Here is a 23,391-nt window from a genome sequence, read left to right as displayed (position 1 = left end):
CACACGGCCCGGATCCCCTGTTCGAGTGAGAACACGGCGGTCCGGGCCGTGTGCTGTCACCGTCCGGGCGGTTCATCTCTTTACATCTCTGTGCGGGCCAGTGACCGAAGCGGCTCCGCTTCGTTCCCCCGGACGGAGGTGTACGCCATGGTGGCTCCACCGGACAGTGCCCCGCCAGACGACGACGTCCTCTGGGCGCGGTCCCTTCACTACTCCCACATGGGTTCCCCCGGTCTGATCGGGGTCGGCGCCGGGGTGCGGCAGGGCGAGATCCTCGCCGTGACCGGCCCGCGCGGCAGCGGAAAGACCACCCTGCTGCGCTGCCTGGCCGGACGGCTGGTACCCGACCAGGGCGAGGTCCGGTTCGACGGGATCGCCGTCCACACCCTCGCCGCCGTGGCCCGCGAGCGGCTGTTCCGTGCCCGGTTCGCCTGGATCGGACCCGAGCCGCAACTGCTGCCCGAGCTCAAGGTGTGGGAGAACGCGGCCCTGCCGCTGCTGCTCACCGGCGCACCGCACCGCGCCGCCAAGGCCGCCGCCCACGAATGGCTGGAGCGCCTGGACATCGGCGGCTTCGCCCGCAAGCGCCCCGGCGCCCTGAACCGGGCCGAGTCCCAGCGGGTCGCGCTCGCCCGCGCCCTGAGCGCCGGGCCCGCCGTGCTCTTCGCCGACGAGCCCACGGCCCCGCTGCACCGCGCCGAGCGCGCGCAGCTGCTCCGTACGCTCACCACGGCCGCCCGCTCGCACGCGATCACGGTGGTCCTCGCCACCCACGACGAGGAGACCGCGGCCGCCGCCGACCGGGCCCTGGCCCTGATCGACGGCCGCCCAGCCGACGCCGCGGCCCTCGCCGACCCCGGGACCACGGAGGACCAGGCCGCGTGCTCCCTCTCCGCCTAGTCCGCGGCTCCCGGCTCCTGGTCCAGCTGCGCAGACTGCTGGTCGCCGCGGCCTGCGCCGGCAGCGGCCTCCTGCTGCTGTACGTCCTCGCGGACGCCCAGGCCCGGCCCGCCGGATCGTTCCCCCGGCTGCTGTGGGCGCTGGTCCCGCTCGCCGCCACCGTCCAGTTCGCCGTCGCCGTGGCCCGTACCGACCCGGCGACCCGGCCCCGAGAGGGGCTCGACGCCGTCGGGCTGGGACCCGTACGCCTCGCCCTGGCCGCGGCGGTCTCCACCGCCGTCGCCTGCGGCCTGGGCAGCGCCCTCGCCCTCGCCGCCTTCCTCCACCTGAGGGGCGAACTGGCCGGCCTGCCCTTCGACGGGGCCGGGGCCCGGCTGCTCCACGCCGGCCGGCCCCTGCCGGTGGCCGCCGCCCTCACCCTGCTGGCCCTGCTCCCCCTGACGGCCTCCGCCGCGACGGCCCTCGCCCTGCGCCCCCGGCCCCCGCACTCCGGGCCGGCCCCCCAGACGGGCGTGCCCTGGGGGGTGGCGCTCACCGCGTGCGGGCTCGGCCTCCTGGCGTACGCCCGCCCCGACGGCCCGGCGGTGCCGGCGGCCGGCGCCCTGATCGCGGTCGGTCTCGCCCTGGCGGGCCCCGGCCTGGCCTACGCCTGCGGCACCCTGGTGCAGGCCGTCCGCCCGGGAGCACTGCGGCTGCTGGCCGGGCGGACCCTGCAGGAGGAGGCCTCCCGGCTGGGCCGGCCCCTCGGGGTGCTGTGCGCCGTCGGGGCGGCCGCCCTCGCGGTCGCCCTGGCTCCCGCCGGCCCCGCCGGGGCGGCGCCGGCCCCGCTGGGACCGCTGACCGGACCGGCCGCCACGCTGGTGGCGCTGTGCGCGGTCGCCTCGCTGCTCACCGCCGCGGTCGAATCCCGGCAGGCCCGCGGCGCCGAGCGGGCGGCGCTGGTCGACCTGGGCACCCCGGGCACGGTGCTGCGGTCGGCCGCGGGCGTGCGGGCCGCCGCGCTGTTCGTCGGCTGCGTACCGCTCGTGTGGGGTGTGGCGCAGCTGACGTCGCTGGCCCTGACCCGCTGAGCGGGGCAGCCCTTAGGGTGGGCCGAATGGTCAACGCAGACATCGAGATCGAGACGCTCGCCGAGTTCGACCGGGTGGTCGCCCGGGGTTCCCTGAGCGGCTACCGCATCCAGTCGGTCAACCTGCTGGAGCGGACCTTCGCCCTGCTGTCGGCGGACACCTCGGCCGCCGTGTTCCTGGGCTGCGCCATGGAGCCCGACGCCGCGGTGAAGGTCCGCGCGGACGGTGCGCTGGTCTTCCCGCCCGTGCCTGACCTGCCGTTCAACCCGTACCGCGGGCTGCTCTACACGGCGGAGGAACTCTTCGCCGGGCTCTCGGAGGGCTACGAGTCCACCCCGGACGCCCAGGCGTACGCCTGGTTCCAGGAGACGAAGGCCGACGGCGACGTCTTCTCCTCGATGCTGCGCTCCCTCCACGACGACGCGATCTCCGACGCCCTCGACGAGGCCCTGGCGGGCGCCCGCGTGGTCGGCGTGATGGGCGGCCACGCCATGGCCCGGGGCACCGACGCCTACCGCGGCGCGGCCGAACTCGGCCGGGCCCTGGCCCGCCGCGGGCTGACGGTGGCCACGGGCGGCGGCCCGGGCGCGATGGAGGCCGCCAACCTCGGCGCCTACCTGGCCCCGGCCCCCGACGGGGCGCTCGGGGAGGCGCTGGAGGTGCTGGCGAAGGCGCCCTCCTTCACCCCGTCGGTCTCCGACTGGGCCCGCGCGGCCTTCGCCGTCCGGGAGCGCTGGCCCTCGGGCGGCGACTCGGTGGGCATCCCGACCTGGTTCTACGGGCACGAGCCGCCGAACGCCTTCGCCGGGCAGATCGCCAAGTACTTCGCCAACGCCACCCGCGAGGACGGGCTGCTCGCCCGCTGCACGGCGGGCGTGGTGTTCCTGCCGGGCGCGGCCGGGACGGTGCAGGAGGTCTTCGACAACGCGACGCCGAACTACTACGCGTCCGCCGCCGGCCCCACCCCGATGGTCCTCGTCGACCGGCGCCACTGGACCGAGGAGCTGCCCGCCTGGCCGCTGCTGCGGGCCCTGGCCCGGGGCCGCGCCATGGAGTCGCGGATCGCGCTGGTGGACTCGGTGGACGAGGTCCCGGACGCCCTGGCCTCCCTGGCCTGAGGCACGGCCGCCCCCCACGAAGGGCGGCGGGGCCGCGGCCGGGCAAAGAAGAGGTCAACGAACTCCCTTGCGGAGGCAACTTCGCGGCCCGTTCCGGCGTCTGGCAGAGGTACCGCCTTACCTGCCAGACGTTGAACGGAGCCCTCTGTGCTCATAGGCCTGCTGACCGCTGTCGCGGCGTCCATCTGCTACGGGACGGGATCCGTCCTGCAAGCCGTCGGATCGCGCCGCGCCGCGCGGACGTCACCGGCCGCCGCCGGGGTGACCGCCCACGGCGGACCCAACCTGACGTCCACCGCCAAGGCCGCGATGACCTGGGAGTTCATCGTCGGCACCGTCCTGGACTTCGTCGGCTTCGGGCTGGGCGCACTGGCGGCCCGGCTGCTGCCCCTGTTCCTCTCCCAGACCGTGATCAGCGCCAATCTGGTGATCACCGCCGTGCTGAGCGTGAAGATGCTGGGCATCCGCCTGACCCGCAAGGAGTGGACCTCCATCGGGGTGGTCTGCGCGGCGCTGGTGCTGCTCGCGACCGCCGCCGGTCACGAGGGCGACCACCACGCCCCGATGGCCACCCACTGGTGGCTGCTGGCGGTGACCCTGCTGATCATCGTCGGCGGCACGGTGGCCGTACGGTTCCTCGGCGCCCGGGCCGCGATCCTGGCGGGCCTGCTGTCGGGGCTGGCCTTCGGCGCGCTGGGCGTGGGCGTGCGCGTCCTGGACGGGATCGACCCCTTCGACCTGGGCACGCTGCTCGCCGATCCCGCGCTGTACGCGATCCTGCTCGCCGGCGTCGGCGGCATGTACCTGCACACCGTCGCCCTGCAGATCGGCTCGGTGAACGGGGCCACGGCCGCCCTGGTGGTCGGGGAGACGGTCCTCCCGGGTGCGATCGGCGTGCTGTGGCTGGGCGACGCCTCCCGGCCGGGGCTGGCCTGGCTGGCGGTCGCCGGCTTCGTGCTGGCGGTGGCCGGAGCCGTCGCGGTGGCCTGGTACGGCAACCACGACGCGGCCGCGGCCCCGGCGGAGGAGCCGGTCCCCGAGCCGGTGGGCTGACCCGGCCGGTCCCGGGCCGGGGGGTTCACCCCGACGGGTCCCCGGGGTGGCGCCGCCCCGGCGGCCGGGGCCTGCTGGGGGCATGGACTCCCCCACCAGCACACGGCTGCGCACCCCCCGCGCCGCGGGCATGGCCGGTGTCGTCTTCGCCGTGCTGCTCGCGGCCGCGATCGTGCTCATGCGGACCGCCATCCCCTCCGGGAGCCCGGCCGAGGCCGCCGTGGACGCCGACAAGCGCTGGGCCGTGCGGCTGGCTCTGGAGATCGTCCCGTTCGCCGGGATCTTCTTCCTGTGGTTCATGGGGGCCCTGCGGGAGCACTCGGGCGAGGTGGAGGACCGTTTCTTCGCCACGGTGTTCCTGGGCAGCGGCTTCATCTTCGTCGCCACCCTGTTCGTGGCCGCCGCGGCGGCGGGCTCCGTGCTCGACGAGGCCGTCCCGCCCTCCGGCTTCGGCCGGCCCTTCGCCTACACCGTCCTGACCTCGTACGCGATGCGCGTGGCGGCCGTGTTCGCCTTCTCGACCTCGGCCATCGGCCGCCGCCTCGGCGCCTTCCCCCGTCCCGTGGCGCTGCTGGGCTTCGCGACCGGCCTGGCCCTGCTGGTGCTCGCGTCGGGGGTGCCCTGGGTCGAGATGGTCTTCCCGTTCTGGGTCCTCGTCGTCAGCCTCCACATCCTCCGGGCCGGCCTGCGTCGCACCCCCTGACCTGCGCCTTCGCCGGCCGTTGCGCCCGGCAGGCGGCGGGTGGCTCCCGCGCGCATGCTGGAAGGGTGGAGGGAGGGGCCTCGGGGGCTGTGGGGGGTCATCGGGCACGGAAAGGCTGATGCCTCATGAGGCTTGTCGTCGACCTGAACCGCTGTCAGGGGTACGCGCAGTGCGCGTTCCTCGCACCCGACGTCTTCACCATGCACGGCGAGGAGTCGCTGCTCTACAACCCGCAGGCCCCCGACGACCAGCACGACAACGTCGTGCGCGCCGCCCACGCCTGCCCGGTCCGGGCCATCCTGCTGGACGCGGTGAACGGATCCCTCCAGCCTCCGGAGGCGAGCGGTGAACGGTGACGGAGCGCTGGAGCAGCTCAAGCGCGAGGGCCGCATCGTCGTCGTGGGCGCCTCCCTGGCAGGCCTGCGGGCCGCCGAGACCCTGCGCGAGAAGGGCTTCGCCGGCGAGCTGACGATGATCGGCGACGAGCCCTACGAGCCGTACGACCGCCCTCCCCTGTCCAAGCAGGTCCTGCTGGGCATGGCCACCGCCGACGGGACGGCCCTGCCCCGGCGCCGGGACATCGACGCGAAGTGGCGCCTCGGGGTGCCGGCCTCCGGCCTGGACATGGCGGCCCGACGGGTCCGGATGGCCGACGGGGACGAGGTGGAGTACGACCGCCTGCTGATCGCCACCGGGGTGCGCGCCCGGGCATGGCCCAACCCGGACGAGGCCGCCCTCGACGGGGTCTTCGTCCTGCGCACGCGCGGCGACGCGGCGGCCCTGGAACGCGCCCTCGCGGCCGGCCCCGGCCGGGTGCTGGTGATCGGGGCGGGGTTCACTGGCTCCGAGATCGCCTCCGCGTGCCGGGAGCGCGGGCTGGCCGTCACCGTGGCCGAACGCGCCGACGCGCCGCTGGTCGGAGCGCTCGGCGGGGTGATCGGAGCGGTCGCGGCCGAGATGCACCGCGAGAACGGGGTCGACCTGCGCACCGGGATCATGGTGACGAGCCTGGAGGGCGACTCCTCCGGCCGGGTCCGCGCCGCGCACCTCTCCGACGGCACCACACTGGAGGCGGAGGTGGTCGTCGTCTCGCTCGGCGCCCAGCGCAACACCGAATGGCTCACCGGGTCCGGACTCGGCGCGGGTCCGCGCGGCATCGCCTGCGACGCGGGCTGCCGGGCCTTCGACATCTGGGGCATCGTCACCGACGACATCTACGTGGCCGGCGACGTGGCCCGCTCCCCGCACGCCCTGTTCGGCTACCAGTTCCTGTCGCTGGAGCACTGGGGCAACGCCGTGGCCCAGGCCGAGACGGCCGCGCACAACATGCTCAGCCGGAGCGCCGACCGCCGCCCGCACCTGTGGGTCCCGGCGTTCTGGTCCTCCCAGTTCGGCGTCAACATCAAGTCGGTCGGGGTCCCCTCGATGGGCACCGAGATCGTGATCACCCAGGGCTCGCGCGCCGAGCGCCGTTTCGTCGGCGTGTACGGGTACCAGGGCCGCGTGATCGGGGCCGTCACCTTCGACCAGTGCCGCTGGCTGGACTTCTACGAGCAGCAGATCGAGCGGACCGCGCCGTTCCCGCCGCCGTACCCGACGGTGGACCGCAGGCCCGAGGGGGAGCGGCCGCTGGACGCGGACTTCCCCGACCCTTCGGTGCCCACGCACGGACCGACGATCACCCTGAGCGGCTACTCGCCGGCCGACCGGCGGATGACCTTCACCCCGGCGCACAACTGAGCACGAGGACCCCTCATGACCCAAGGCATCCTGCGGCAGATCCTCGACTACTCCAGCCGCGCCAACCCGTACCCGCTGTACGAGGAGCTCCGCAAGACCCCGGTGTTCCACGACGGGGACGGCCCGTACGTCGTCAGCACCTACCACGAGATCAAGGGCCTGCTGCACGACCCGCGCATCAGCTCCGACGCCCGCAACCTGACCCCGACGGCCGGCGACCCGCTGAGCCAGGCCGACGAGGGCGGGAGCGAGGTCCTGCCCCCCTCCTTCCTGAAGCTCGACCCGCCCGACCACGACCGGCTGCGGCGGATGACCAACCGGCCCTTCGGGCCTCCGCACTCCCCGCGCCGGGTCGAGCAGATGCGCGGCGAGCTCGGCGGCATCGTCACGGGGCTGATCGACACCATCGCCGCGAAGGGCGACCCGAACCGGATCGACCTGGTGGAGGAGTTCTCCTACCCCTTCCCGGTGACCGTCATCTGCCGGCTGCTGGGCGTGCCGCCCGAGGACGAGGCCCGCTTCCACGTCTGGGCCGACACCCTGGCCGCGAGCCTGGACCCCGATCCGGACGCCGATCCCGCGGAGCGGGCCAAGAAGACGGAGGGCGCCCGCATGGAGCTCGGCATGTACCTGGCCGGGCTGATCGAGGAGCGGCGCAAGAACCCGACCGGGGACATGCTCTCGGAGCTGGCGACCGGGCAGGGCCCGGACGGCACGATGAGCACCATGGAGGTGCTCAGCACGGCGGCGCTGCTGCTGATCGCCGGCCACGAGACCACCGTCAACCTGATCACGAACGGCATGCTCACCCTCCTGCGCAACCCGGAGCACCTGGACCGGCTGCGCTCCGACCCGGACGTGGCGGTGCCGATGGTGGAGGAGCTGCTGCGCTTCGAGCCCCCGGTGCAGCTGCTGCCGCAGCGCAGCACCCTGACCGACATCGAGGTCGCAGGGGTGACCATCCCCAAGGGCTCCTCGCTGTGGCTCATCCTGGCCTCCGGAAACCGCGACCCGAAGCGGTTCGAGGACCCCGACCGCTTCGACCCCGACCGCCCGGACGTCCAGCACCTGGGCCTGGGCAGCGGCATCCACAGCTGCTTCGGGGCGCCGCTGGCCCGGCTGGAGGCTGCGCTGGCCCTGAGCGAACTGGCCCGCAGGCTGGAGAACCCGCGGCTGCTGGAGGACCCGCCGCCCTACCGGCAGAACGCGGTCCTGCGCGGCCCGCGCCACCTGCCCGTCGCCGTCGACGGCATCCGGGCGGCCTGATCCGCGGGCGGCGGCTCAGGCCACCGGAAGGACGACCACCTCGGAGGGCGTGAAGGCCACCGCGATCCGGTCCCCCACGGCCGGCGCGGCGGCCAGAGCGCACTCCGCCTCCAGTACGGGTCCCTCCTCGGGCCGCAGCAGCAGGGCCACGTGCGTCCCGCGGAAGGTACGGGATTCCACCACGCAGTCCAGCCCGGCCGCGGCGGGCACCACCCCGGCCGGCCGCACCAGCAGCCGCTGCTCCCCCTCGGGGGAGCCCTCCGGCACCGGGACCTTCCCCCACGGGGTGGCGGCCGCACCGCCGGTGACGGTGGCCGGGACCACGTTCTCGAAGCCGAGGAACCGCGCCACGAACTCCGACGCCGGCCGCTGCCACACCTCCAGCGGGGTCCCCGCCTGCGCGATCCGCCCGTCCCGCATCACCACCACCCGGTCGGCGAGCGCGAAGGCCTCGCCCTGGTCGTGGGTGACGGCCAGCACGGTGGTGCCCAGCCTGGAGAACAGTCCCTGGAGCTCGACCACCAGCCGCTCGCGCAGCCCCCGGTCCAGCTGGCCCAGCGGCTCGTCCAGCATCAGCAGCCGGGGCGAGGGGGCCAGCGCCCGGGCCAGAGCGACCCGCTGCTGTTCGCCGCCCGACAGCGAGGCCACGGCCCGGCGCTGGGCCCCGGGCAACCCCACGAGGTCCAGCAGACGGGCGACCCGCTCCTCGTACTCCGGCTTCGCGGAGCGCCGTACGCGCAGGCCGAAGGCGACGTTCCCGCCGACGTCCCGGTGCGGGAACAGCTGGTGGTCCTGGAACATCAGACCCACCCCCCGCCGGTGCACCGGCACCCCGGCCTGGTCGGCGCCGCCCAGCAGGACCCGTCCGGCCGAGGGCCGCTGGAGCCCGGCCACCACCCGCAGCAGGGTGGACTTGCCGCTGCCGCTCGGTCCCAGCACGCAGACGGTCTCGTGTTCGGCGACCTCCAGGTCCACCGCGTCCAGGACCGCCCGGTCGCCGAAGCGGACCGTCACCCCTTCGAGCCGGAGCAGGGTCATCAGAACTCTCCCGAGGTCTTGTCGGGTCGCAGTCGCTCCAGTACCAGCAGGGACACCGCGCACACCAGCATCAGAATCGTGCTCAGGGCCATGGCCTGCCCGTAGTTCATCTCACCGGCCCGGCCCAGCAGTCGGGCCACGGCCACCGGCAGCGTCGGGTGGTCCGGCCGGGCGATGAACACCGTCGCGCCGAACTCGCCCAGCGAGACCGCGAAGGCGAAGCCCGCCGCGATCAGCACCGCCCGGCGCACCAGCGGCAGGTCCACCTCCCGCCACACCCGCAGCGGCGAGGCCCCCAGCACGGCCGCGGCCTCCCTCAGCCGCCCGTCGACGGCCCGCAGCACCGGCAGCATGGTCCGCACCACGAACGGCACCCCGACCAGCGCCTGGGCCAGCGGCACCAGGATCCAGGAGGTCCGCAGGTCCAGCGGCGGCCGGTCCAGGGTGATCAGGAACCCGAAGCCCACCGTCACGGCGGACACCCCGAGGGGCAGCATCAGCAGCGCGTCGAAGCCCCGGACGAAGCGGCCCGCCCGCCGGGCCAGCGCCGCGGCCGCGAGGCCGCCGACGGCCAGGGCGATCCCGGTGGCGGCGAGCGCGTACTGGAGGGAGTTCCAGATGGCCTCCAGCGGCGGCACCAGAAACGTTCCGCCCCCGGCACCGGCCTCCTGGAGCGCCCGGTAGAACCCGAACCCGTACCCGCCGGGGGCATCGAGGGACCGCTCCACCAGCACCGCGAGCGGGGCCACGATCAGCAGCGCCACCGTCAGCAGCACCCCGCCCAGCAGCCCGCGCTGCGCCCAGCCGCGCGGCGGGTGCGCGGTGCGCGCGGGGTCGACCAGCCGCAGCGCGGTCTCCCTGCGCCGCACGGTCCAGGCGTGCACCCCGAGGATCACCCCGACGGCGGCGAACTGGACCAGCGTCAGCACCGCGGCCGTCGGCAGGTCGAGCAGCTGCGCCGTCTGCCGGTAGACCTCGACCTCCAGCGTGGCGTACGAGGGCCCGCCGAGGATCTGCACGACGCCGAAGGAGCTGAAGGTGAACAGGAACACCATCAGCGCGGCGGCGGCCACCGCCGGGGCCAGCGCCGGCAGGGTCACCCGCCGCCAGGCCGCGAACCGCCCGGCGCCCAGCACCCGGGCGGCCTCCTCCTGGCGCGGGTCCAGCTGCGCCCAGAGCCCGCCGACCGTGCGGACGACGACGGCGTAGTTGAAGAACACGTGGGCGAGCAGGATCGCCCAGACGGTGGTGTCCAGCCGCACGCCCCACACCTCGTCCAGCAGCCCCCCGCGCCCGACCAGGGCCAGGAAGGCGGTGCCGACGACCACGGTCGGCAGCACGAACGGGACGGTGACCAGGGCCCGCAGCAGCTGCTTGCCGGGGAAGGAGAAGCGCGCGAACACGTAGGCGCCGGGCAGCGCGACGATCAGGGTGAGCGCGGTCGAGGCGAGCGCCTGCCAGGTGGTGAACCAGAGCACGTCGGCGATGTCCGGCTGGGCGAGCACCTCGCCGATCCGGCCGAACTGCCAGCCCTCCCCGGTCTTGAGCCCGCGGCCGACGATGGCGGCCACGGGGTAGGCGAAGAACAGCCCGAAGAAGGCGAGCGGCACGGCCATCAGGGCCATCCTGACGGCGGTGGCCCGCCCGCCCTCCGCCGGGGCGCCGTCGCGTACTACTTCACGACGATCGAGGACCATGCCTTGACCCACTGGTCACGGTTCTTGGCGATGGCCTCGGGGGCCACGTTCTCCGGCTTCTCGACGACCACGCCGTGCTTGGTGAACACCTCCGGCAGCTTCGCGTCCTTGACCACCGGGTTCACGAACATCTGGAGCGGCATGTCCTCCTGGAACTTCTTGCCGATCAGGAAGTCGATGAGGGCCTTGCCGCCCTCCTCGTTCTTCGCGCCCTTCAGCAGGCCCGCGAACTCGACCTGGCGGAAGCAGGTTCCGGTGGCCACGCCCGTGGGGGCCTCGGCCGGCTGGGGCTCGCCGTAGAGGACCTCGACCGGCGGGCTGGAGGCGTAGGAGACGACCAGCGGGCGGTCGCCCTTGGCCTTCTTGCCGCCCGCGGAGCCGGAGAAGCGCTCGTTGTAGGCCTGCTCCCAGCCGTCGACGACCTCGACGCCGTTGGCCTTGAGCTTGCTCCAGTACTCCTTCCAGCCTCCCCCAGAGGCTTCGCCCTGGGAGGTGCCCCCATCGCCGTACTTGCCGACGGAGGCGAGGAGGAAGCCGAGGCCGGGCGAGGAGGTCGCGGCGTTCTCGGTGACCAGCAGGTTCTTGTACTCGGGCTTGACCAGGTCGTCCAGGGTCTGCGGCGGGGCGATCTTCTTGTCGGCGAAGTAGGCCTTGTCGTAGTTGACGCAGATGTCGCCGGAGTCGACCGGGGTGACGCGGTGCTGCCGGTCGAGGACGAACTCGGGCTTGACCTCCGCCAGGCCCTTGGCCTCGTACGGGGTGAAGATCCCGTTGTCGAGGGCGCGCGAGAGGAGCGTGTTGTCGACGCCGAAGAAGACGTCGCCGCGCGGGGAGCCCTTGGTGAGGATCTCCTGGTTGAGGGCGGCGCCGGCGTCCCCGGACTTCAGCACCTTGACGGTGTAGCCGCTCTGCTGCTCGAACTCCTTGAGGACCGGCTCGCTGACGTTGAAGGAGTCGTGCGAGACGAGGGTGACGGTCTTGGACTTCGGCGATCCGCTCGCGGCGGCCCCGCCCTCGTCCTTGCTGCCGCCGCCGCACGCGGTCAGCGTGCCGACGCCGAGGGCGGCGGCCAGCGCCGCACCCGCGATCTTCTTGGTGGTGCTCACGGTTGATTCCTCCTGGGTATGACCAGGAGAAGACGCGGCCCCGCCCGGGCGCTCTGGTGGAGCGCGGCGCCCGGGCAGGGCGCAACAGCTTGAGGTGGTGACCGAACTTCCTACCCAGAATGACCTGGGCGAGGTTCAGAGGGTCTGCGGCCACGGTGCTCGATCCAAAAACGTGTTGCCGCACTCTCAGCGCTGTGGCGCTCCCCTGTCGGAATATGCAGATGTACGCGGGCCAGACTACCGCTCGCTCGCCGCGAGCTGTCCGCACGCTCCGTCGATCTCCTGGCCGCGGGTGTCCCGGACGGTCACGGGCACGCCGTGCCGGGCGATGGCCTCGACGAAGGCCTTCTCGTCCTCGGGGCGCGAGGCGGTCCACTTCGAGCCGGGCGTCGGGTTCAGCGGGATCAGGTTGACGTGCACCCGCTTGCCCTTGAGCAGGCGGCCGAGGAGGTCGCCGCGCCAGGCCTGGTCGTTGATGTCGCGGATCAGGGCGTACTCGATGGAGATCCGGCGGCCGGACTTCTCCGCGTACTCCCAGGCCGCGTCGAGGACCTCACGGACCTTCCAGCGGGTGTTCACGGGGACGAGGGTGTCGCGCAGCTCGTCGTCCGGGGCGTGCAGGGAGACGGCGAGGCGGCACTTGAAGCCCTCGTCGGCGAACCGCAGCATGGCCGGAACCAGGCCGACGGTGGAGACCGTGATGCCGCGCTGCGACAGGCCCAGCCCGTCGGGCTCGGGGTCGGTGAGCCGGCGGATGGCGCCGACGACGCGGTTGTAGTTCGCGAGCGGCTCGCCCATGCCCATGAAGACGATGTTGGACAGGCGGGCCGGGCCGCCGGGGACCTCGCCGTCACGCAGGGCGCGCATGCCGTCGACGATCTGGTGCACGATCTCGGCGGTGGAGAGGTTGCGGTCGAGGCCGGCCTGGCCGGTGGCGCAGAACGGGCAGTTCATACCGCAGCCGGCCTGCGAGGAGATGCACATGGTGACCCGGTCCGGGTAGCGCATCAGGACGGACTCCACGAGGGTGCCGTCGTGCAGCTTCCACAGGGTCTTGCGGGTCGTGTCGTCGTCGCAGCTGATGTGCCGGATGACGTTCATCAGCTCGGGGAGCAGCTCCTGCTGGAGCTTCTCGCGCGAGGCCGCCGGGATGTCGGTCCACTCCGCCGGGTCGTGGGCGTAGCGGGCGAAGTAGTGCTGGGAGAGCTGCTTGGCCCGGAACGGCTTCTCGCCGATCGCGGCGACCGCCTCGCGGCGCTCGGCCGGGGTGAGGTCGGCCAGGTGCCGGGGCGGCTTCTTGGCCCCTCGCGGAGCGACGAAGGTGAGCTCACCCGGAGCGGGACGGGGGGCCATGCGGTACTCCTCGGTACGACGGGGTGGGGGTCACCCCGCGCGTGCAGGGCCGGTCCGCTGCGGCTCTCGGCCGCCGGACGGAAAGGGCGCGCCGCGTGAAGGCGGCGCGCCCTCCAGGATAACCCGGCCCGGACCCGTCAGCCGGTGCCGACGAAGGCCGCCAGCAGCAGCCAGACGACCGGGGCCGTCGGGAGCAGCGAGTCGAGGCGGTCCATGATGCCGCCGTGGCCCGGGAGCAGCGTCCCCATGTCCTTGATGCCGAGGTCGCGCTTGATCATCGACTCGCCCAGGTCGCCCAGGGTGGCGCTGACGGCGACGGCCAGGCCCAGCAGCAGGCCCTGCCACCAGGAGCCCCCGTCGATCAGGAACTCCATGCACAGCGCACCGGCCCCCATGGCGAAGGCCACGGCGCCGAGGAGTCCCTCGCGGGTCTTCCCGGGGCTGATGCGGGGTGCCAGCTTGGTCTTGCCGAAGCGCCAGCCGACGGCGTACGCCCCGGTGTCGCTGACGACGGTCAGCAGGAGGAAGGTCACCACCCGCTGCGGGCCGTCCTCGGCCGTGAGCAGCATCGCGACGAACGTGGCCAGGAAGGGCACGTAGAACGCCGCGAAGACGCCCGCGGTGACGTCCTTGAGGTAGTCCTCGGGCGGTTCCGTCATCCGCCAGACGAGCACCGCCAGCGCGGTCAGGGCCATGGCGACCCAGGCGCCCTCGGCCCCCCGGACGAAGCCGGCGATGACCATCGCCGCGCCGCCGACCGCGAGCGGGACCAGCGGGGCCTTGATGCCCTTCTTCTCCTGGAGCCGGGAGGTGAGCTCCCACAGACCGACGACGACGGCGACGACGATCACGCCGACGAAGACGGCCTTGACGATGAACAGCGAAGCGAAGATCACCGCGCCGAGGCCGACGCCGACCCCTATGGCGGCCCGCAGATCCCGCCCCGCGCGCTTCTTCTGCGGCGGGGGCGAGGCGTCCTGCGGTGCCTGCGAAGGCGGGGGCGGGGGGCTGGGCATGGGCTCCTGCAACGGCATCTCGGTACGGAGCGGGGGGCCGCCGGCGAAGGCGGCCCCCCGATCGCGTGCTTCCCGGTCGTCGAACGCACGGCCGGCGGCATCGGGCACGATGGGCATGGGCGCAGTCTGCGGGCCCACCAGCGCATCGTATGCGGGACCCGCCGGTACCGGCTCAGCGGCCCAGGGAGAGTCGTTCATCAGACCTCGAGGAGCTCGGCTTCCTTGTGCTTGAGCAGCTCGTCCACCTGCGCGACGTACTTCGCGGTGGTGTCGTCGAGCTCCTTCTCGGCGCGGCGCACCTCGTCCTCGCCGGCCTCCTTGTCCTTGACCAGCTTGTCGAGGGCGTCCTTGGCCTTGCGGCGCACGGAGCGGATGGAGACGCGGGAGTCCTCGGCCTTGTTCTTGGCGACCTTGATGTACTCCTTGCGGCGGTCCTGCGTCAGCTCGGGGAAGGTCACCCGGATGATATTGCCGTCGTTGCTGGGGTTGACGCCCAGGTCGGAGTCGCGGATGGCCTGCTCGATGTTGCGCAGGGCGCTCTTGTCGAACGGGGTCACGACGGCCATGCGCGGCTCGGGCACCGAGAAGGAGGCGAGCTGGTTGATGGGCGTGATGGCACCGTAGTAGTCCGCCACGATCTTGTTGAACATCGCCGGGTGCGCACGGCCCGTGCGAATCGCGGCGAAGTCTTCCTTGGCGACGACGACGGCCTTCTCCATCTTCTCCTCGGCCTCGAGGAGGATTTCTTCGATCACCACGTGCTCCTGCATGTCAGATATGGATGGTTCAGGCGGGCGGGGCGGTGCGCGGGCCGCCCGGACCGGGCCCCGGGGGGCCCGGTGCGACGGGCTCAGGCCCGGGTGCCCTGGTCGCTCACGAGCGTGCCGATCTTCTCACCCTTGACGGCGCGGGCGATATTGCCCTCGGCGAGCAGTTCGAAGACCAGGATCGGCAGCAGGTTGTCGCGGCACAGCGTGATGGCCGTGGCGTCGGCGACCTTGAGGTCCCGGGACAGCACCTCGTTGTACCCCAGCGCGTCGAACTTCACCGCGTCCGGGTTGGTCTTCGGGTCGGAGTCGTAGACCCCGTCGACGCCGTTCTTGCCCATGAGCAGGGCCTCGGCGTCGATCTCCAGGGCACGCTGGGCGGCCGTGGTGTCGGTGGAGAAGTACGGCATGCCCATACCGGCGCCGAAGATGACGACGCGGCCCTTCTCCAGGTGGCGGACGGCGCGCAGCGGGATGTACGGCTCCGCGACCTGGCCCATGGTGATGGCGGTCTGGACGCGGCTGTCGATGCCCTCCTTCTCCAGGAAGTCCTGGAGGGCGAGGCAGTTCATGACGGTGCCGAGCATGCCCATGTAGTCGGACCGCGCCCGGTCCATGCCGCGCTGCTGCAGCTCGGCGCCGCGGAAGAAGTTGCCGCCGCCGATGACGACCGCGATCTCGGCGCCGTCTCGGACCACGGCCGCGATCTCGCGGGCGATGGCGTGCACGACGTCAGGGTCGACACCCAGCCCGCCGCCGCCGGAGAAGGCTTCGCCGGACAGCTTCAGCATGAAGCGGCGACCCTTCTTGTCGTGGTCGCTCTTGTCGTGGGATGCGGTGTGGGGGTCCACGCCCTGATTCATGGAGATCTCCTCGTGCACATACGAAGAAGGCCATTGCCGGTGGGTCCTCGCGGTTCCCTCTGCGGCAATGGCCTCCTCGTCAGATCTGCGGTCGTCCGGCGCAAGCGTGGACGACTGCCTCAGACCCTATCGGGGTCCGGTGTCCGTCGCGTACGGACGGACTCAGATGCCGACCTTGATGCGGGCGAAGCGCTTCAGGGTGACACCGGCCTCGTCCAGAACCTTCTGGACGGACTTCTTGTTGTCCAGCGCGTACGGCTGGCCGAGCAGCGTGGCGTCCTTGAAGAAGCCGTTGACGCGACCCTCGACGATCTTGGCGATCGCGGCCTCGGGCTTGCCCTCGGCGCGGGTGGTCTCCTCGGCGACGCGGCGCTCGGACTCGACGATCTCGGCCGGGACGTCCTCGGCGGTGAGGTACTTCGGCGCGAAGGCGGCGATGTGCTGGGCGATGCCCTTGGCCAGGTCGGCGTCGGCCTTGTCCAGCTCGACCAGGACACCGATCTGCGGCGGCAGGTCGGGCATGGTGCGGTGCATGTAGGAGGCCACGAAGGCACCCTCGTACGCCGCGAAGCGGTCCAGGACGATCTTCTCGCCGAGGTTGGCGTTGGCCTCGTCCACGAACGCCTGGACGGTCTTGCCGGGCTCGATCTCGGACGCCAGCAGCGCCTCGATGTCGGCGGGCTTGGTGGCGGCCACGTGGGCGGCGAGCTGGTCGGCGACGGCCAGGAACTTCGGGCTCTTGGCCACGAAGTCGGTCTCGCACTTGAGCTCGACGAGCACGCCGGAGGTGGCGTCCTCGGAGATCAGGGAGGTGACGGCACCGTTCTCGGCGGAACGGCCCTCGCGCTTGGCGACACCCTTCAGGCCCTTGACGCGCAGGATCTCGTTGGCCTTGGTGACGTCGCCGTCGGCCTCGACGAGCGCGTTCTTGCAGTCCAGCATGCCGGCGCCGGTGAGCTCGCGGAGCTTCTTGACGTCAGCGGCGGTGTAGTTCGCCATGAGTCTGTGATTCTCTCTCGAAGTCGTAGATCTACGGGTGAACGGCGGAGGAGCGCGCTCGTGGCGCGGCTCCCCCGCCGTCATCGTCCGTGCTGCGAGTGCCCGGCGGATGAACGCCGGGCGCTCTCAGTGGGTCAGGCCTGCTCGGCGGCCGGAGCCTCGGCAGCGGGAGCCTCGGCCGCGGGGGCCTCGGCAGCCGGGGCCTCGGCCACGGGGGCCTCGGCGTCAGCCTTCTTCTCGCCCTCGAGCAGGTCGCGCTCCCACTCGGCGAGCGGCTCGGCGGCGGCCTTCTCGCCCGGCTTCGAGTCACCGGTCGCAGCGCCGGAACGGGCGATGAGGCCCTCGGCGACGGCGTCGGCGATCACGCGGGTGAGCAGGGTGACGGAGCGGATGGCGTCGTCGTTGCCCGGGATCTTGTAGTCGACCTCGTCGGGGTCGCAGTTGGTGTCGAGGATCGCGACGACCGGGATGTGCAGCTTGCGCGCCTCACCGACGGCGATGTGCTCCTTCTTGGTGTCGACGATCCAGACGGCGCTGGGAACCTTCGACATCTCGCGGATACCACCGAGGGTCTTCTCCAGCTTGGCCTTCTCGCGGGAGAGGACCAGGAGCTCCTTCTTGGTGAGACCCGAGGCCGCGACGTCCTCGAAGTCGATCGCCTCGAGCTCCTTCAGACGCTGAAGGCGCTTGTAGACGGTCGAGAAGTTGGTGAGCATGCCACCCAGCCAGCGCTGGTTGACGTACGGCATGCCGACGCGGGTCGCCTGCTCGGCGATGGCCTCCTGCGCCTGCTTCTTCGTACCGACGAACATGATGGAACCGCCGTGCGCGACGGTCTCCTTCACGAACTCGTAGGCGCGGTCGATGTACGACAGCGACTGGAGCAGGTCGATGATGTAGATGCCGTTGCGCTCGGTGAAGATGAAGCGCTTCATCTTCGGGTTCCAGCGACGGGTCTGGTGACCGAAGTGGACGCCGCTCTCCAGCAGCTCCCGCATCGTTACGACGGCCATGGCCATCTCCTTGGTTTCTCGGTTTTGGTTCCTGACGCCCCGCCGCGCCCTGCCCCATGAAGGGACCGAGAGGCGCTGCCACCCGACCGGAACCGGTCGGCGCTGGGGCGTGCGAAGTCGACCCGGTGACCCGGATCGCCACAAGAAGTGTACGGGACCCGGCGGTATGCCGGGTGACGCCCTTGTCCACACCCTTTCGCCCGTCCACAGGAACGGGCGGGCCGCGGGTCCCGCGCGGGACCCTGGGCGCATGACGACGACGCTGCTGCTCACCCTGCTGTTCGCCCTGTCCGGGGCGCTGGTCCCGGCTCCCGCCGGCGTCCCCGCCGAGGGGGCCTTCCGGGCGGTCCGGCCACTGCCGGCGCCGCTGTCCGTCGCCCGGTGGTGGGACCCGCCCCCGACCCCGTACGCGGCGGGGCACCGCGGGGTGGACCTGTCGGCCCCGGCGGGAGCGGAGGTCCGGGCCGTGGGGCCGGGGCGGGTCCACTACGCGGGGCAGGTCGCGGGGCGGGGCGTGCTGTCCCTGACCCTCCCGGGCGGGCTGCGGACCACCTTCGAGCCGGTGCGGCCGCTGGTGGCGGAGGGGGAGGCGGTCACGGCGGGCCAGGTGGTGGCGGTGCTCACGGAGGGCTCCCACTGCCCGGGGCCCTGTCTGCACTGGGGCCTCCTGGCGGGCGAGGACTCCTACCGCAACCCGCTGGCCCTGCTCCCCGGGGCCACGCCCCGCCTGCTGCCGTCCGCACCCGGCCCGCAGCCCCCGCCCCGCTAGCCGCTGATACCGCGGAGGGCCATGGCCACCGCGGTGGACGTGATCACGGCGGGCTCCTCGGCGGCGCCGAGCTCGATCCGGCGGGCCGCGGCGTCCACGACCCCCTGGAGCAGCAGGGCGGCCAGCCGCGGTTCCGGCTGCCCGAGGGCCTCCAGCGCCTCGCCGATCATGGCGACGAGGCCGCCGTGCGCGGCGCGGATCTTCTCCCGCGCGCCCGCGTCCAGCTCCCCGGCGGAGATGGCCACCACCGCCCGGTGCCGGCGGTCGCCCACCAGCTCCAGCTGGCTGCGCACGTACGCCTCGATCTTCCCCTCGGGCGTGGGCGCGGCCTCCATGGCCGCCTCGATCTCGGCGGCCCAGACGGGGAAGTCCACGGCGCACAGCTCCTCGACCACGGCCGCGCGCGACTTGAAGTACTCGTACACGGAGGACCGGGCGAGACCGGTGCGCTCCGCGAGGGCGGGGAAGGTCAGGGCGTCGGTCCCGCCTTCCGACAGCAGGGAACGCGCCGCGTCCAACAGGGCGCCGCGCTGCATCGACCGGTGCTCGGCCACGGAGGCCGCTCGAATCCTGGGCACGTCACCACTGTACGGAGGTGCGCAAGCTCCCCGGCGGCTCCGCCCGGCCGCTGCGCGGGCCGCCGCGTCCGGGGGCGGCTCAGCGGCCGACGTCCGCGAGTTTGGCGCGCAGCTGGAGCACGGATTTGGTGTGGATCTGGCTGACCCGGCTCTCGGTGACGCCCAGGACGTTGCCGATCTCGGCGAGGGTCAGGCCCTCGTAGTAGTAGAGGGTCACGACGGTCTTCTCCCGCTCGGGGAGGGTGTTGATGGCCCGGGCGAGCAGCCGGCGCAGCTCCCGGTCCTCGGCCACCTCCACCGGGTCGTCGGCGGCGGTGTCCTCCAGGGTGTCCATCAGGGAGAGGCGGTCGCCGCCCTCCCCGCCGACGTGCAGCAGTTCCTCCAGGGCGACCACGTTGGCGAGGGACAACTGGCTGAAGACGGTGTGGAGTTCCTCGACCCCGATGCCCATCTCCCCCGCGACCTCGCCCTCCGTGGGGGTGCGCCGCAGCTGGGCCTCCAGCGTGGCGTAGGCGCGTTCCACGGCGCGGGCCTTCTGGCGGACCGAGCGCGGGATCCAGTCCAGCGCCCTCAGCTCGTCGATCATCGCGCCGCGGATGCGGGTGATCGCGTACGTCTCGAACTTGATGGACCGCTCGATGTCGAACTTCTCGATCGCGTCGATCAGTCCGAAGACCCCGGAGGAGACGAAGTCGGCCTGTTCCACGTTGGGCGGGAGACCGACGCTGACCCGGCCCGCCACGTATTTGACCAGCGGCGAGTAGTGCAGGATCAGCTGCTCCCGCAGCCGCTCGTCACCCGAGTCCTTGTATGAGCGCCAGAGCAGCTCCAGGGACGAGGGCTCGGTGGACCGCACGCCGCCACGGGCAGCGGGTGGCACCGAAGCGCGGTCGGACCCTGAGGTGTGCTGGGGCATGCTTCGCCTTTGCCGGAGCGGGATTCCTTGGGAGCGTAGCGTGACGGAAGAGTCGCGGTGCGCGAAGAGTACGGGATGGCGCAGGGCCGCAGGAGCGCCCGGACCCGGGCGGGCGGCCCGGGTCCGGCGCCTCGCGCACGGCCCGGGCGGCCGCCTCGGGGAAGACCGCGTCTCTCATCGCCTTCACTCTTTCACCGGAACGCCCCAGGTCAACGACCGCCTCGCCGTGCGGCCACGGATTACGCCTCCCCCTTTGGTCCGGGGCGGGCCAACCGCCAGGCGTCGCCCTGCCGTTCGACGAACCCCAGAGAGTGAAGTTCGTACAGTCTGCCGATGACTTCATCGGTGCCGGTGCCCGCGGCGAGGGAGATCTCGTCCACGTCGGCGGGGCGGCCGGCGGGGAGCGCTTCGAGCACCCGCGCGGCCGCGGGGTCGAGCAGGTCGCGGGCGAGGACGGGCCCGCGCGGGACGGGGGCCAGTTCGCCCATGGCGCCGACCAGTTCGATCACCTCGGCGGCGTCGGTGACCAGGACCGCCTCGCCCCGCAGCAGCTCGTGCACCCCGGCGGAGAGGCCGCTGGTGGCGGGGCCGGGGACGCCCATGGTGAGGCGGCCCAGTGCCTGGGCGCGGCGGGCGGTGACGAGGGAGCCGCTGCGCCGGGCGGCCTCCACGACCACGGTCCCCCGGGTGAGGGCGGCGATGACGCGGTTGCGCAGGACGAACCGGCTGGGCGTGGGATGGCTGCCGGGCGGCAGCTCGCCCAGGACCAGCCCCTGGCGGGTGATCCGGCCGAGCAGCCCGGCGTGTCCGCGCGGGTAGACGGTGTCCACGCCGCAGGCCAGCACCGCGGCCGTGGCTCCGCCGGAGGCGAGGGCCCCGCGGTGGGCGGCGCCGTCGATCCCGTACGCGGCGCCGGAGACCACCACCCAGCCCCGCTCGGCGAGCCCGGCGGCCAGGGTCTGCGCCATGTGGGCCCCGTACGGGGTGCAGGCGCGGGCCCCGACCACGGCGACGGAGCGCAGGGCCCAGGTCCGCAGGTTCGGCCGGCCCCTCAGCCAGAGTCCGACGGGCCGGGCGTCGCCGAGGTCGTCCAGCTGGGTCGGCCACTCCGCCGAGCCCGGGCAGACGAACCGGACGCCCTCGGCGGCGGCCCGTTCCAGATCCCGGGCGGGCTCCGCGAGCACCGCCCGCCTGCGGTACCCGGCGAGCCGCTCGGGGCCCGCCCCGGTCAGCGGGCCGGCCTCCCCGCCGTCCCCGGTCCGTGTCAGGTGGTGTATCAGGGCGACGGGGCCGAGCTCCCGCAGCCAGCGCCCGCCGTGTTTGTCGCCCGGCTCCAGCACCCTCGTGAGCGCGGCGCGGGCCAGGAGGACGGGGTCCGGCGGCCCGGCGGCGGTCACGGCCCACTCCCCAGGGCCAGCGCCGCCCCGCGGGCGATCCCGGTGCGCAGCTCCAGCGCCACGGCCGCGTCCAGCGCCTCCGGGCGGTCGCGGCCGCGCAGGTCGGCCACGGTCCAGGCGACCCGGAGCACCCGGTCCAGCCCCCGGGCGGTCAGCAGCCCGCGCTCCATCTCCCGCTCGGCCTGTGCCAGGGCACCGGGACCGGCCGGCCAGCGGGTGCGCAGCTCGTGTCCGGGCACCTCGGCGTTGAGCCGCCAGGGGGTGCCCCCGTACCGGGCGGCGGCCCGCTCGCGGGCCTCCCGGACCCGGTCGGCGACGACCCGCGTGGCCTCGCCCCGGCCGCCCCGGCCCAGCAGGTCGGAGCGGGTGACCGGCTCCACCTCGACCCTCAGGTCCACCCGGTCGAGCAGCGGGCCCGACAGCCGGGCCTGGTAGCGCCTGATCACGGAGGAGGGGCATTCGCAGCCGGCCCCGTTCAGGGTGTGCCGGCCGCAGGGGCAGGGGTTGGCCGCGAGGACCATCAGGAAGCGGGCGGGCAGCCTTACCACCCCGGCGGCCCGGGCGATGACCACGTGCCCGGCTTCGAGGGGCTGGCGCAGGGCGTCCAGCACCTTGCCGCTGAACTCGGCCGCCTCGTCCAGGAAGAGCACCCCCTTGTGGGCCAGGGAGACCGCCCCGGGCCTGGGAATCCCGGCGCCGCCGCCGACCAGGGACTGCATGGTCGCCGAGTGGTGGGGGGCGCAGTACGGGGGCCGGGAGACGAGCGGTTCGCCGGGCGGCAGGATTCCCGCGACCGAGTGGACGGCCGTCACCTCCAGGGAGTCCTGTCGGGTGAGCGGCGGCAGGATCCAGGGCAGCCGCTCGGCGAGCATCGTCTTGCCGGCGCCCGGCGGCCCGCTGAGGAAGAGGTGGTGGCCCCCGGAGGCGGCCACCTCCAGGGCCCGGCGGGCGCTGTGCTGGCCGGCCACGTCGGCGAGGTCGGGGAAGTCCGGGCCCTCCTGCCCGCTCCGGGCCAGGCCCGCCCCCAGTCCGGCGCCGGGCAGGACCAGGCCGGCGAGCATCGGGTCGGGGCGCCCCTCCCCCTCCGGCGGGTCCTCCTCGGGGACCGGTGCGTCGGTCAGCACGGCGATCAGCTGCCGCAGGCTGCGCACGCCCAGCACCGACACCTCCGGGACCAGGGTGGCCTCGGCGGCGCACTGCTGCGGCACCACCACCTGCCGGTACCCCGCCTCGGCGGCGGCGACCACGGCCGGCAGGATCCCCCGCACCGGGCGGACCCGGCCGTCCAGGCCCAGCTCCCCGATCAGCACGAGGTCGGCGATCGCCCCGGGGTCGAGCACCTCGGCGGCGCCCAGGACGGCCGCCGCGACGGCCAGGTCGAAATGGGCCCCGGACTTCGGGACGGAGGCCGGGCTGAGTCCGACCGTGAGCTTCTTCTGCGGCCAGGGCGCGCCGGAGTTCACCACCGCGGCCCGTACCCGGTCCCGGCTCTCGACCAGGGTCTTGTCGGGCAGCCCCACCAGGGTGAAGGCCGCCACGCCCGGTTCGAGGTCGGCCTGGACCTCCACCACGACGCCCTCGACGCCCACCAGGGCCACCGAGCACGTCCGCGCGAACCCCATCAGGCGGCCCCCCTGACATGCTCCACCACGGGCGCGCCGCGCCGGGGCAGCAGGACCCCGACCAGGTCGATCCGCACGCCGCCCGGCGGCGGCCCCCCGTGGTCGGCGAGCCAGCGCCCGGCGAGCCGGCGCAGCCGCTCGGCCTTGCCGGCCCGGACGGCGGCCATGGGGTGCTCGAAGTCCCCCGCGCGGCGGGTCTTGACCTCGCACACGACGAGGGCGTCCCCGTCCCGCGCGACGATGTCGATCTCCCCGCCCCGGCACCGCCAGTTCCGGGCGATCACCGTCATTCCCGACTCGGTGAGCCGCCGTACGGCGAGCTCCTCGCCGTAGCGCCCCAATGCCTGTCGTGCCACGCCCTTCGCGTTCATCCGGCACCACCTCCGGCACCGACGATCGCGCGTCCC

The 23,391-nt window shown here is 73.4% G+C and carries 23 protein-coding genes and 1 riboswitch; of the genes, 9 read left to right on the top strand and 14 right to left on the bottom strand.

All coding sequences use genetic code 11. The annotated features are described in order from the left end of the window. Positions 1-138 precede the first annotated feature (138 nt). The 8 genes from BX286_RS26435 (at position 139) to BX286_RS26400 (ending at position 7,850) form a co-directional block, all read left to right on the top strand. A complete protein-coding gene (locus BX286_RS26435; protein WP_121016467.1) occupies positions 139-900 on the top strand; it encodes an ABC transporter ATP-binding protein in 762 nt (253 codons plus the stop codon). After that, complete coding sequence (locus BX286_RS26430; RefSeq protein WP_121016466.1) at positions 882-1,970, top strand: hypothetical protein; 1,089 nt, start codon at positions 882-884, stop codon at positions 1,968-1,970. Before BX286_RS26435 ends, BX286_RS26430 begins: the two co-directional genes overlap by 19 nt. A gap of 26 nt (positions 1,971-1,996) precedes the next feature. After that, a complete protein-coding gene (locus BX286_RS26425) occupies positions 1,997-3,088 on the top strand; it encodes an LOG family protein (protein ID WP_121016465.1) in 1,092 nt (363 codons plus the stop codon). Between the two features lie 147 nt (positions 3,089-3,235). Next, on the top strand, positions 3,236-4,141 hold the full coding sequence (locus tag BX286_RS26420) for a hypothetical protein (RefSeq protein WP_079430011.1): 906 nt from the start codon (positions 3,236-3,238) through the stop codon (positions 4,139-4,141). Positions 4,142-4,223: 82 nt separating this feature from the next. Beyond that, positions 4,224-4,844 (top strand): hypothetical protein, encoded by a 621-nt coding sequence (locus BX286_RS26415; protein WP_079430010.1) that lies wholly within the window; start codon positions 4,224-4,226, stop codon positions 4,842-4,844. Between the two features lie 125 nt (positions 4,845-4,969). Then, positions 4,970-5,200, top strand: coding sequence for a ferredoxin (locus BX286_RS26410; protein ID WP_079430009.1), 231 nt, complete (start codon positions 4,970-4,972; stop codon positions 5,198-5,200). Continuing rightward, entirely contained in the window at positions 5,190-6,584 is a 1,395-nt protein-coding gene (locus BX286_RS26405; RefSeq protein WP_079430008.1) for an NAD(P)/FAD-dependent oxidoreductase, read from the top strand. The genes BX286_RS26410 and BX286_RS26405 overlap by 11 nt, the downstream gene beginning before the upstream one ends. Positions 6,585-6,599: 15 nt before the next feature. Beyond that, a complete protein-coding gene (locus BX286_RS26400) occupies positions 6,600-7,850 on the top strand; it encodes a cytochrome P450 (protein ID WP_079430007.1) in 1,251 nt (416 codons plus the stop codon). A 15-nt stretch (positions 7,851-7,865) separates the two neighbouring features. On the opposite strand, the gene BX286_RS26395 is transcribed toward BX286_RS26400, so the two are convergent. From BX286_RS26395 to rpsB, 9 genes are all read right to left on the bottom strand, one after another. Beyond that, complete coding sequence (locus tag BX286_RS26395; protein ID WP_187344193.1) at positions 7,866-8,888, bottom strand: ABC transporter ATP-binding protein; 1,023 nt, start codon at positions 8,886-8,888, stop codon at positions 7,866-7,868. Continuing rightward, the gene (locus tag BX286_RS26390) at positions 8,888-10,504 is read right to left on the bottom strand and encodes an iron ABC transporter permease (protein ID WP_121016464.1); all 1,617 of its coding nucleotides are present in this window, start codon (positions 10,502-10,504) and stop codon (positions 8,888-8,890) included. Before BX286_RS26390 ends, BX286_RS26395 begins: the two co-directional genes overlap by 1 nt. 56 nt (positions 10,505-10,560) lie before the next feature. Beyond that, the gene (locus BX286_RS26385; RefSeq protein WP_079430005.1) at positions 10,561-11,691 is read right to left on the bottom strand and encodes a thiamine ABC transporter substrate binding subunit; all 1,131 of its coding nucleotides are present in this window, start codon (positions 11,689-11,691) and stop codon (positions 10,561-10,563) included. An 89-nt stretch (positions 11,692-11,780) separates the two neighbouring features. Beyond that, a riboswitch (TPP riboswitch) is annotated at positions 11,781-11,908 on the bottom strand. A 20-nt stretch (positions 11,909-11,928) separates the two neighbouring features. Beyond that, positions 11,929-13,044: a 23S rRNA (adenine(2503)-C(2))-methyltransferase RlmN gene (gene rlmN, locus BX286_RS26380; RefSeq protein ID WP_079430004.1), complete on the bottom strand. Its 1,116-nt coding sequence runs from the start codon at positions 13,042-13,044 to the stop codon at positions 11,929-11,931. A gap of 137 nt (positions 13,045-13,181) precedes the next feature. Continuing rightward, the gene (locus tag BX286_RS26375) at positions 13,182-14,258 is read right to left on the bottom strand and encodes a phosphatidate cytidylyltransferase (protein ID WP_079430003.1); all 1,077 of its coding nucleotides are present in this window, start codon (positions 14,256-14,258) and stop codon (positions 13,182-13,184) included. Next, on the bottom strand, positions 14,258-14,815 hold the full coding sequence (frr, locus tag BX286_RS26370) for a ribosome recycling factor (protein WP_079431974.1): 558 nt from the start codon (positions 14,813-14,815) through the stop codon (positions 14,258-14,260). The genes BX286_RS26375 and frr overlap by 1 nt, the downstream gene beginning before the upstream one ends. Before the next feature lie 95 nt (positions 14,816-14,910). After that, the gene (gene pyrH / locus BX286_RS26365) at positions 14,911-15,690 is read right to left on the bottom strand and encodes a UMP kinase (protein WP_079431973.1); all 780 of its coding nucleotides are present in this window, start codon (positions 15,688-15,690) and stop codon (positions 14,911-14,913) included. 162 nt (positions 15,691-15,852) lie between these two features. Further along, a complete protein-coding gene (gene tsf, locus BX286_RS26360; protein ID WP_079430002.1) occupies positions 15,853-16,689 on the bottom strand; it encodes a translation elongation factor Ts in 837 nt (278 codons plus the stop codon). A 134-nt stretch (positions 16,690-16,823) separates the two neighbouring features. Further along, the gene (gene rpsB / locus BX286_RS26355) at positions 16,824-17,702 is read right to left on the bottom strand and encodes a 30S ribosomal protein S2 (protein ID WP_079430001.1); all 879 of its coding nucleotides are present in this window, start codon (positions 17,700-17,702) and stop codon (positions 16,824-16,826) included. Between the two features lie 250 nt (positions 17,703-17,952). Between rpsB and BX286_RS26350 the strand changes: the two genes are divergently transcribed. Further along, the gene (locus BX286_RS26350) at positions 17,953-18,471 is read left to right on the top strand and encodes a M23 family metallopeptidase (protein ID WP_187344192.1); all 519 of its coding nucleotides are present in this window, start codon (positions 17,953-17,955) and stop codon (positions 18,469-18,471) included. Here BX286_RS26350 and BX286_RS26345 read toward each other — a convergent pair. The 5 genes from BX286_RS26345 to BX286_RS26325 all read right to left on the bottom strand — a co-directional run bounded on the left by BX286_RS26345 (position 18,468) and on the right by BX286_RS26325 (position 23,355). Next, complete coding sequence (locus BX286_RS26345) at positions 18,468-19,025, bottom strand: TetR/AcrR family transcriptional regulator (RefSeq protein WP_100862785.1); 558 nt, start codon at positions 19,023-19,025, stop codon at positions 18,468-18,470. The genes BX286_RS26350 and BX286_RS26345 overlap by 4 nt on opposite strands. 103 nt (positions 19,026-19,128) lie before the next feature. Then, positions 19,129-19,965 carry an RNA polymerase sigma factor WhiG gene (gene whiG / locus BX286_RS26340; RefSeq protein ID WP_079429998.1) on the bottom strand — a complete coding sequence of 279 codons (837 nt, stop codon included), beginning with the start codon at positions 19,963-19,965 and terminating at the stop codon, positions 19,129-19,131. A 239-nt stretch (positions 19,966-20,204) separates the two neighbouring features. Beyond that, positions 20,205-21,362, bottom strand: a complete 1,158-nt coding sequence (gene dprA / locus BX286_RS26335) for a DNA-processing protein DprA (RefSeq protein ID WP_121016462.1) — start codon at positions 21,360-21,362, stop codon at positions 20,205-20,207. After that, positions 21,359-22,984, bottom strand: coding sequence for a YifB family Mg chelatase-like AAA ATPase (locus tag BX286_RS26330; protein ID WP_121016461.1), 1,626 nt, complete (start codon positions 22,982-22,984; stop codon positions 21,359-21,361). Before BX286_RS26330 ends, dprA begins: the two co-directional genes overlap by 4 nt. Continuing rightward, a complete protein-coding gene (locus BX286_RS26325) occupies positions 22,984-23,355 on the bottom strand; it encodes a YraN family protein (protein WP_079429995.1) in 372 nt (123 codons plus the stop codon). Before BX286_RS26325 ends, BX286_RS26330 begins: the two co-directional genes overlap by 1 nt. Positions 23,356-23,391 lie beyond the last annotated feature (36 nt).

The organism is Streptomyces sp. 3211.6 (assembly GCF_003634815.1).
GTDB lineage: Bacteria > Actinomycetota > Actinomycetes > Streptomycetales > Streptomycetaceae > Streptomyces > Streptomyces katrae_A.
This window is presented reverse-complemented; position numbering and strand designations above follow the sequence as displayed.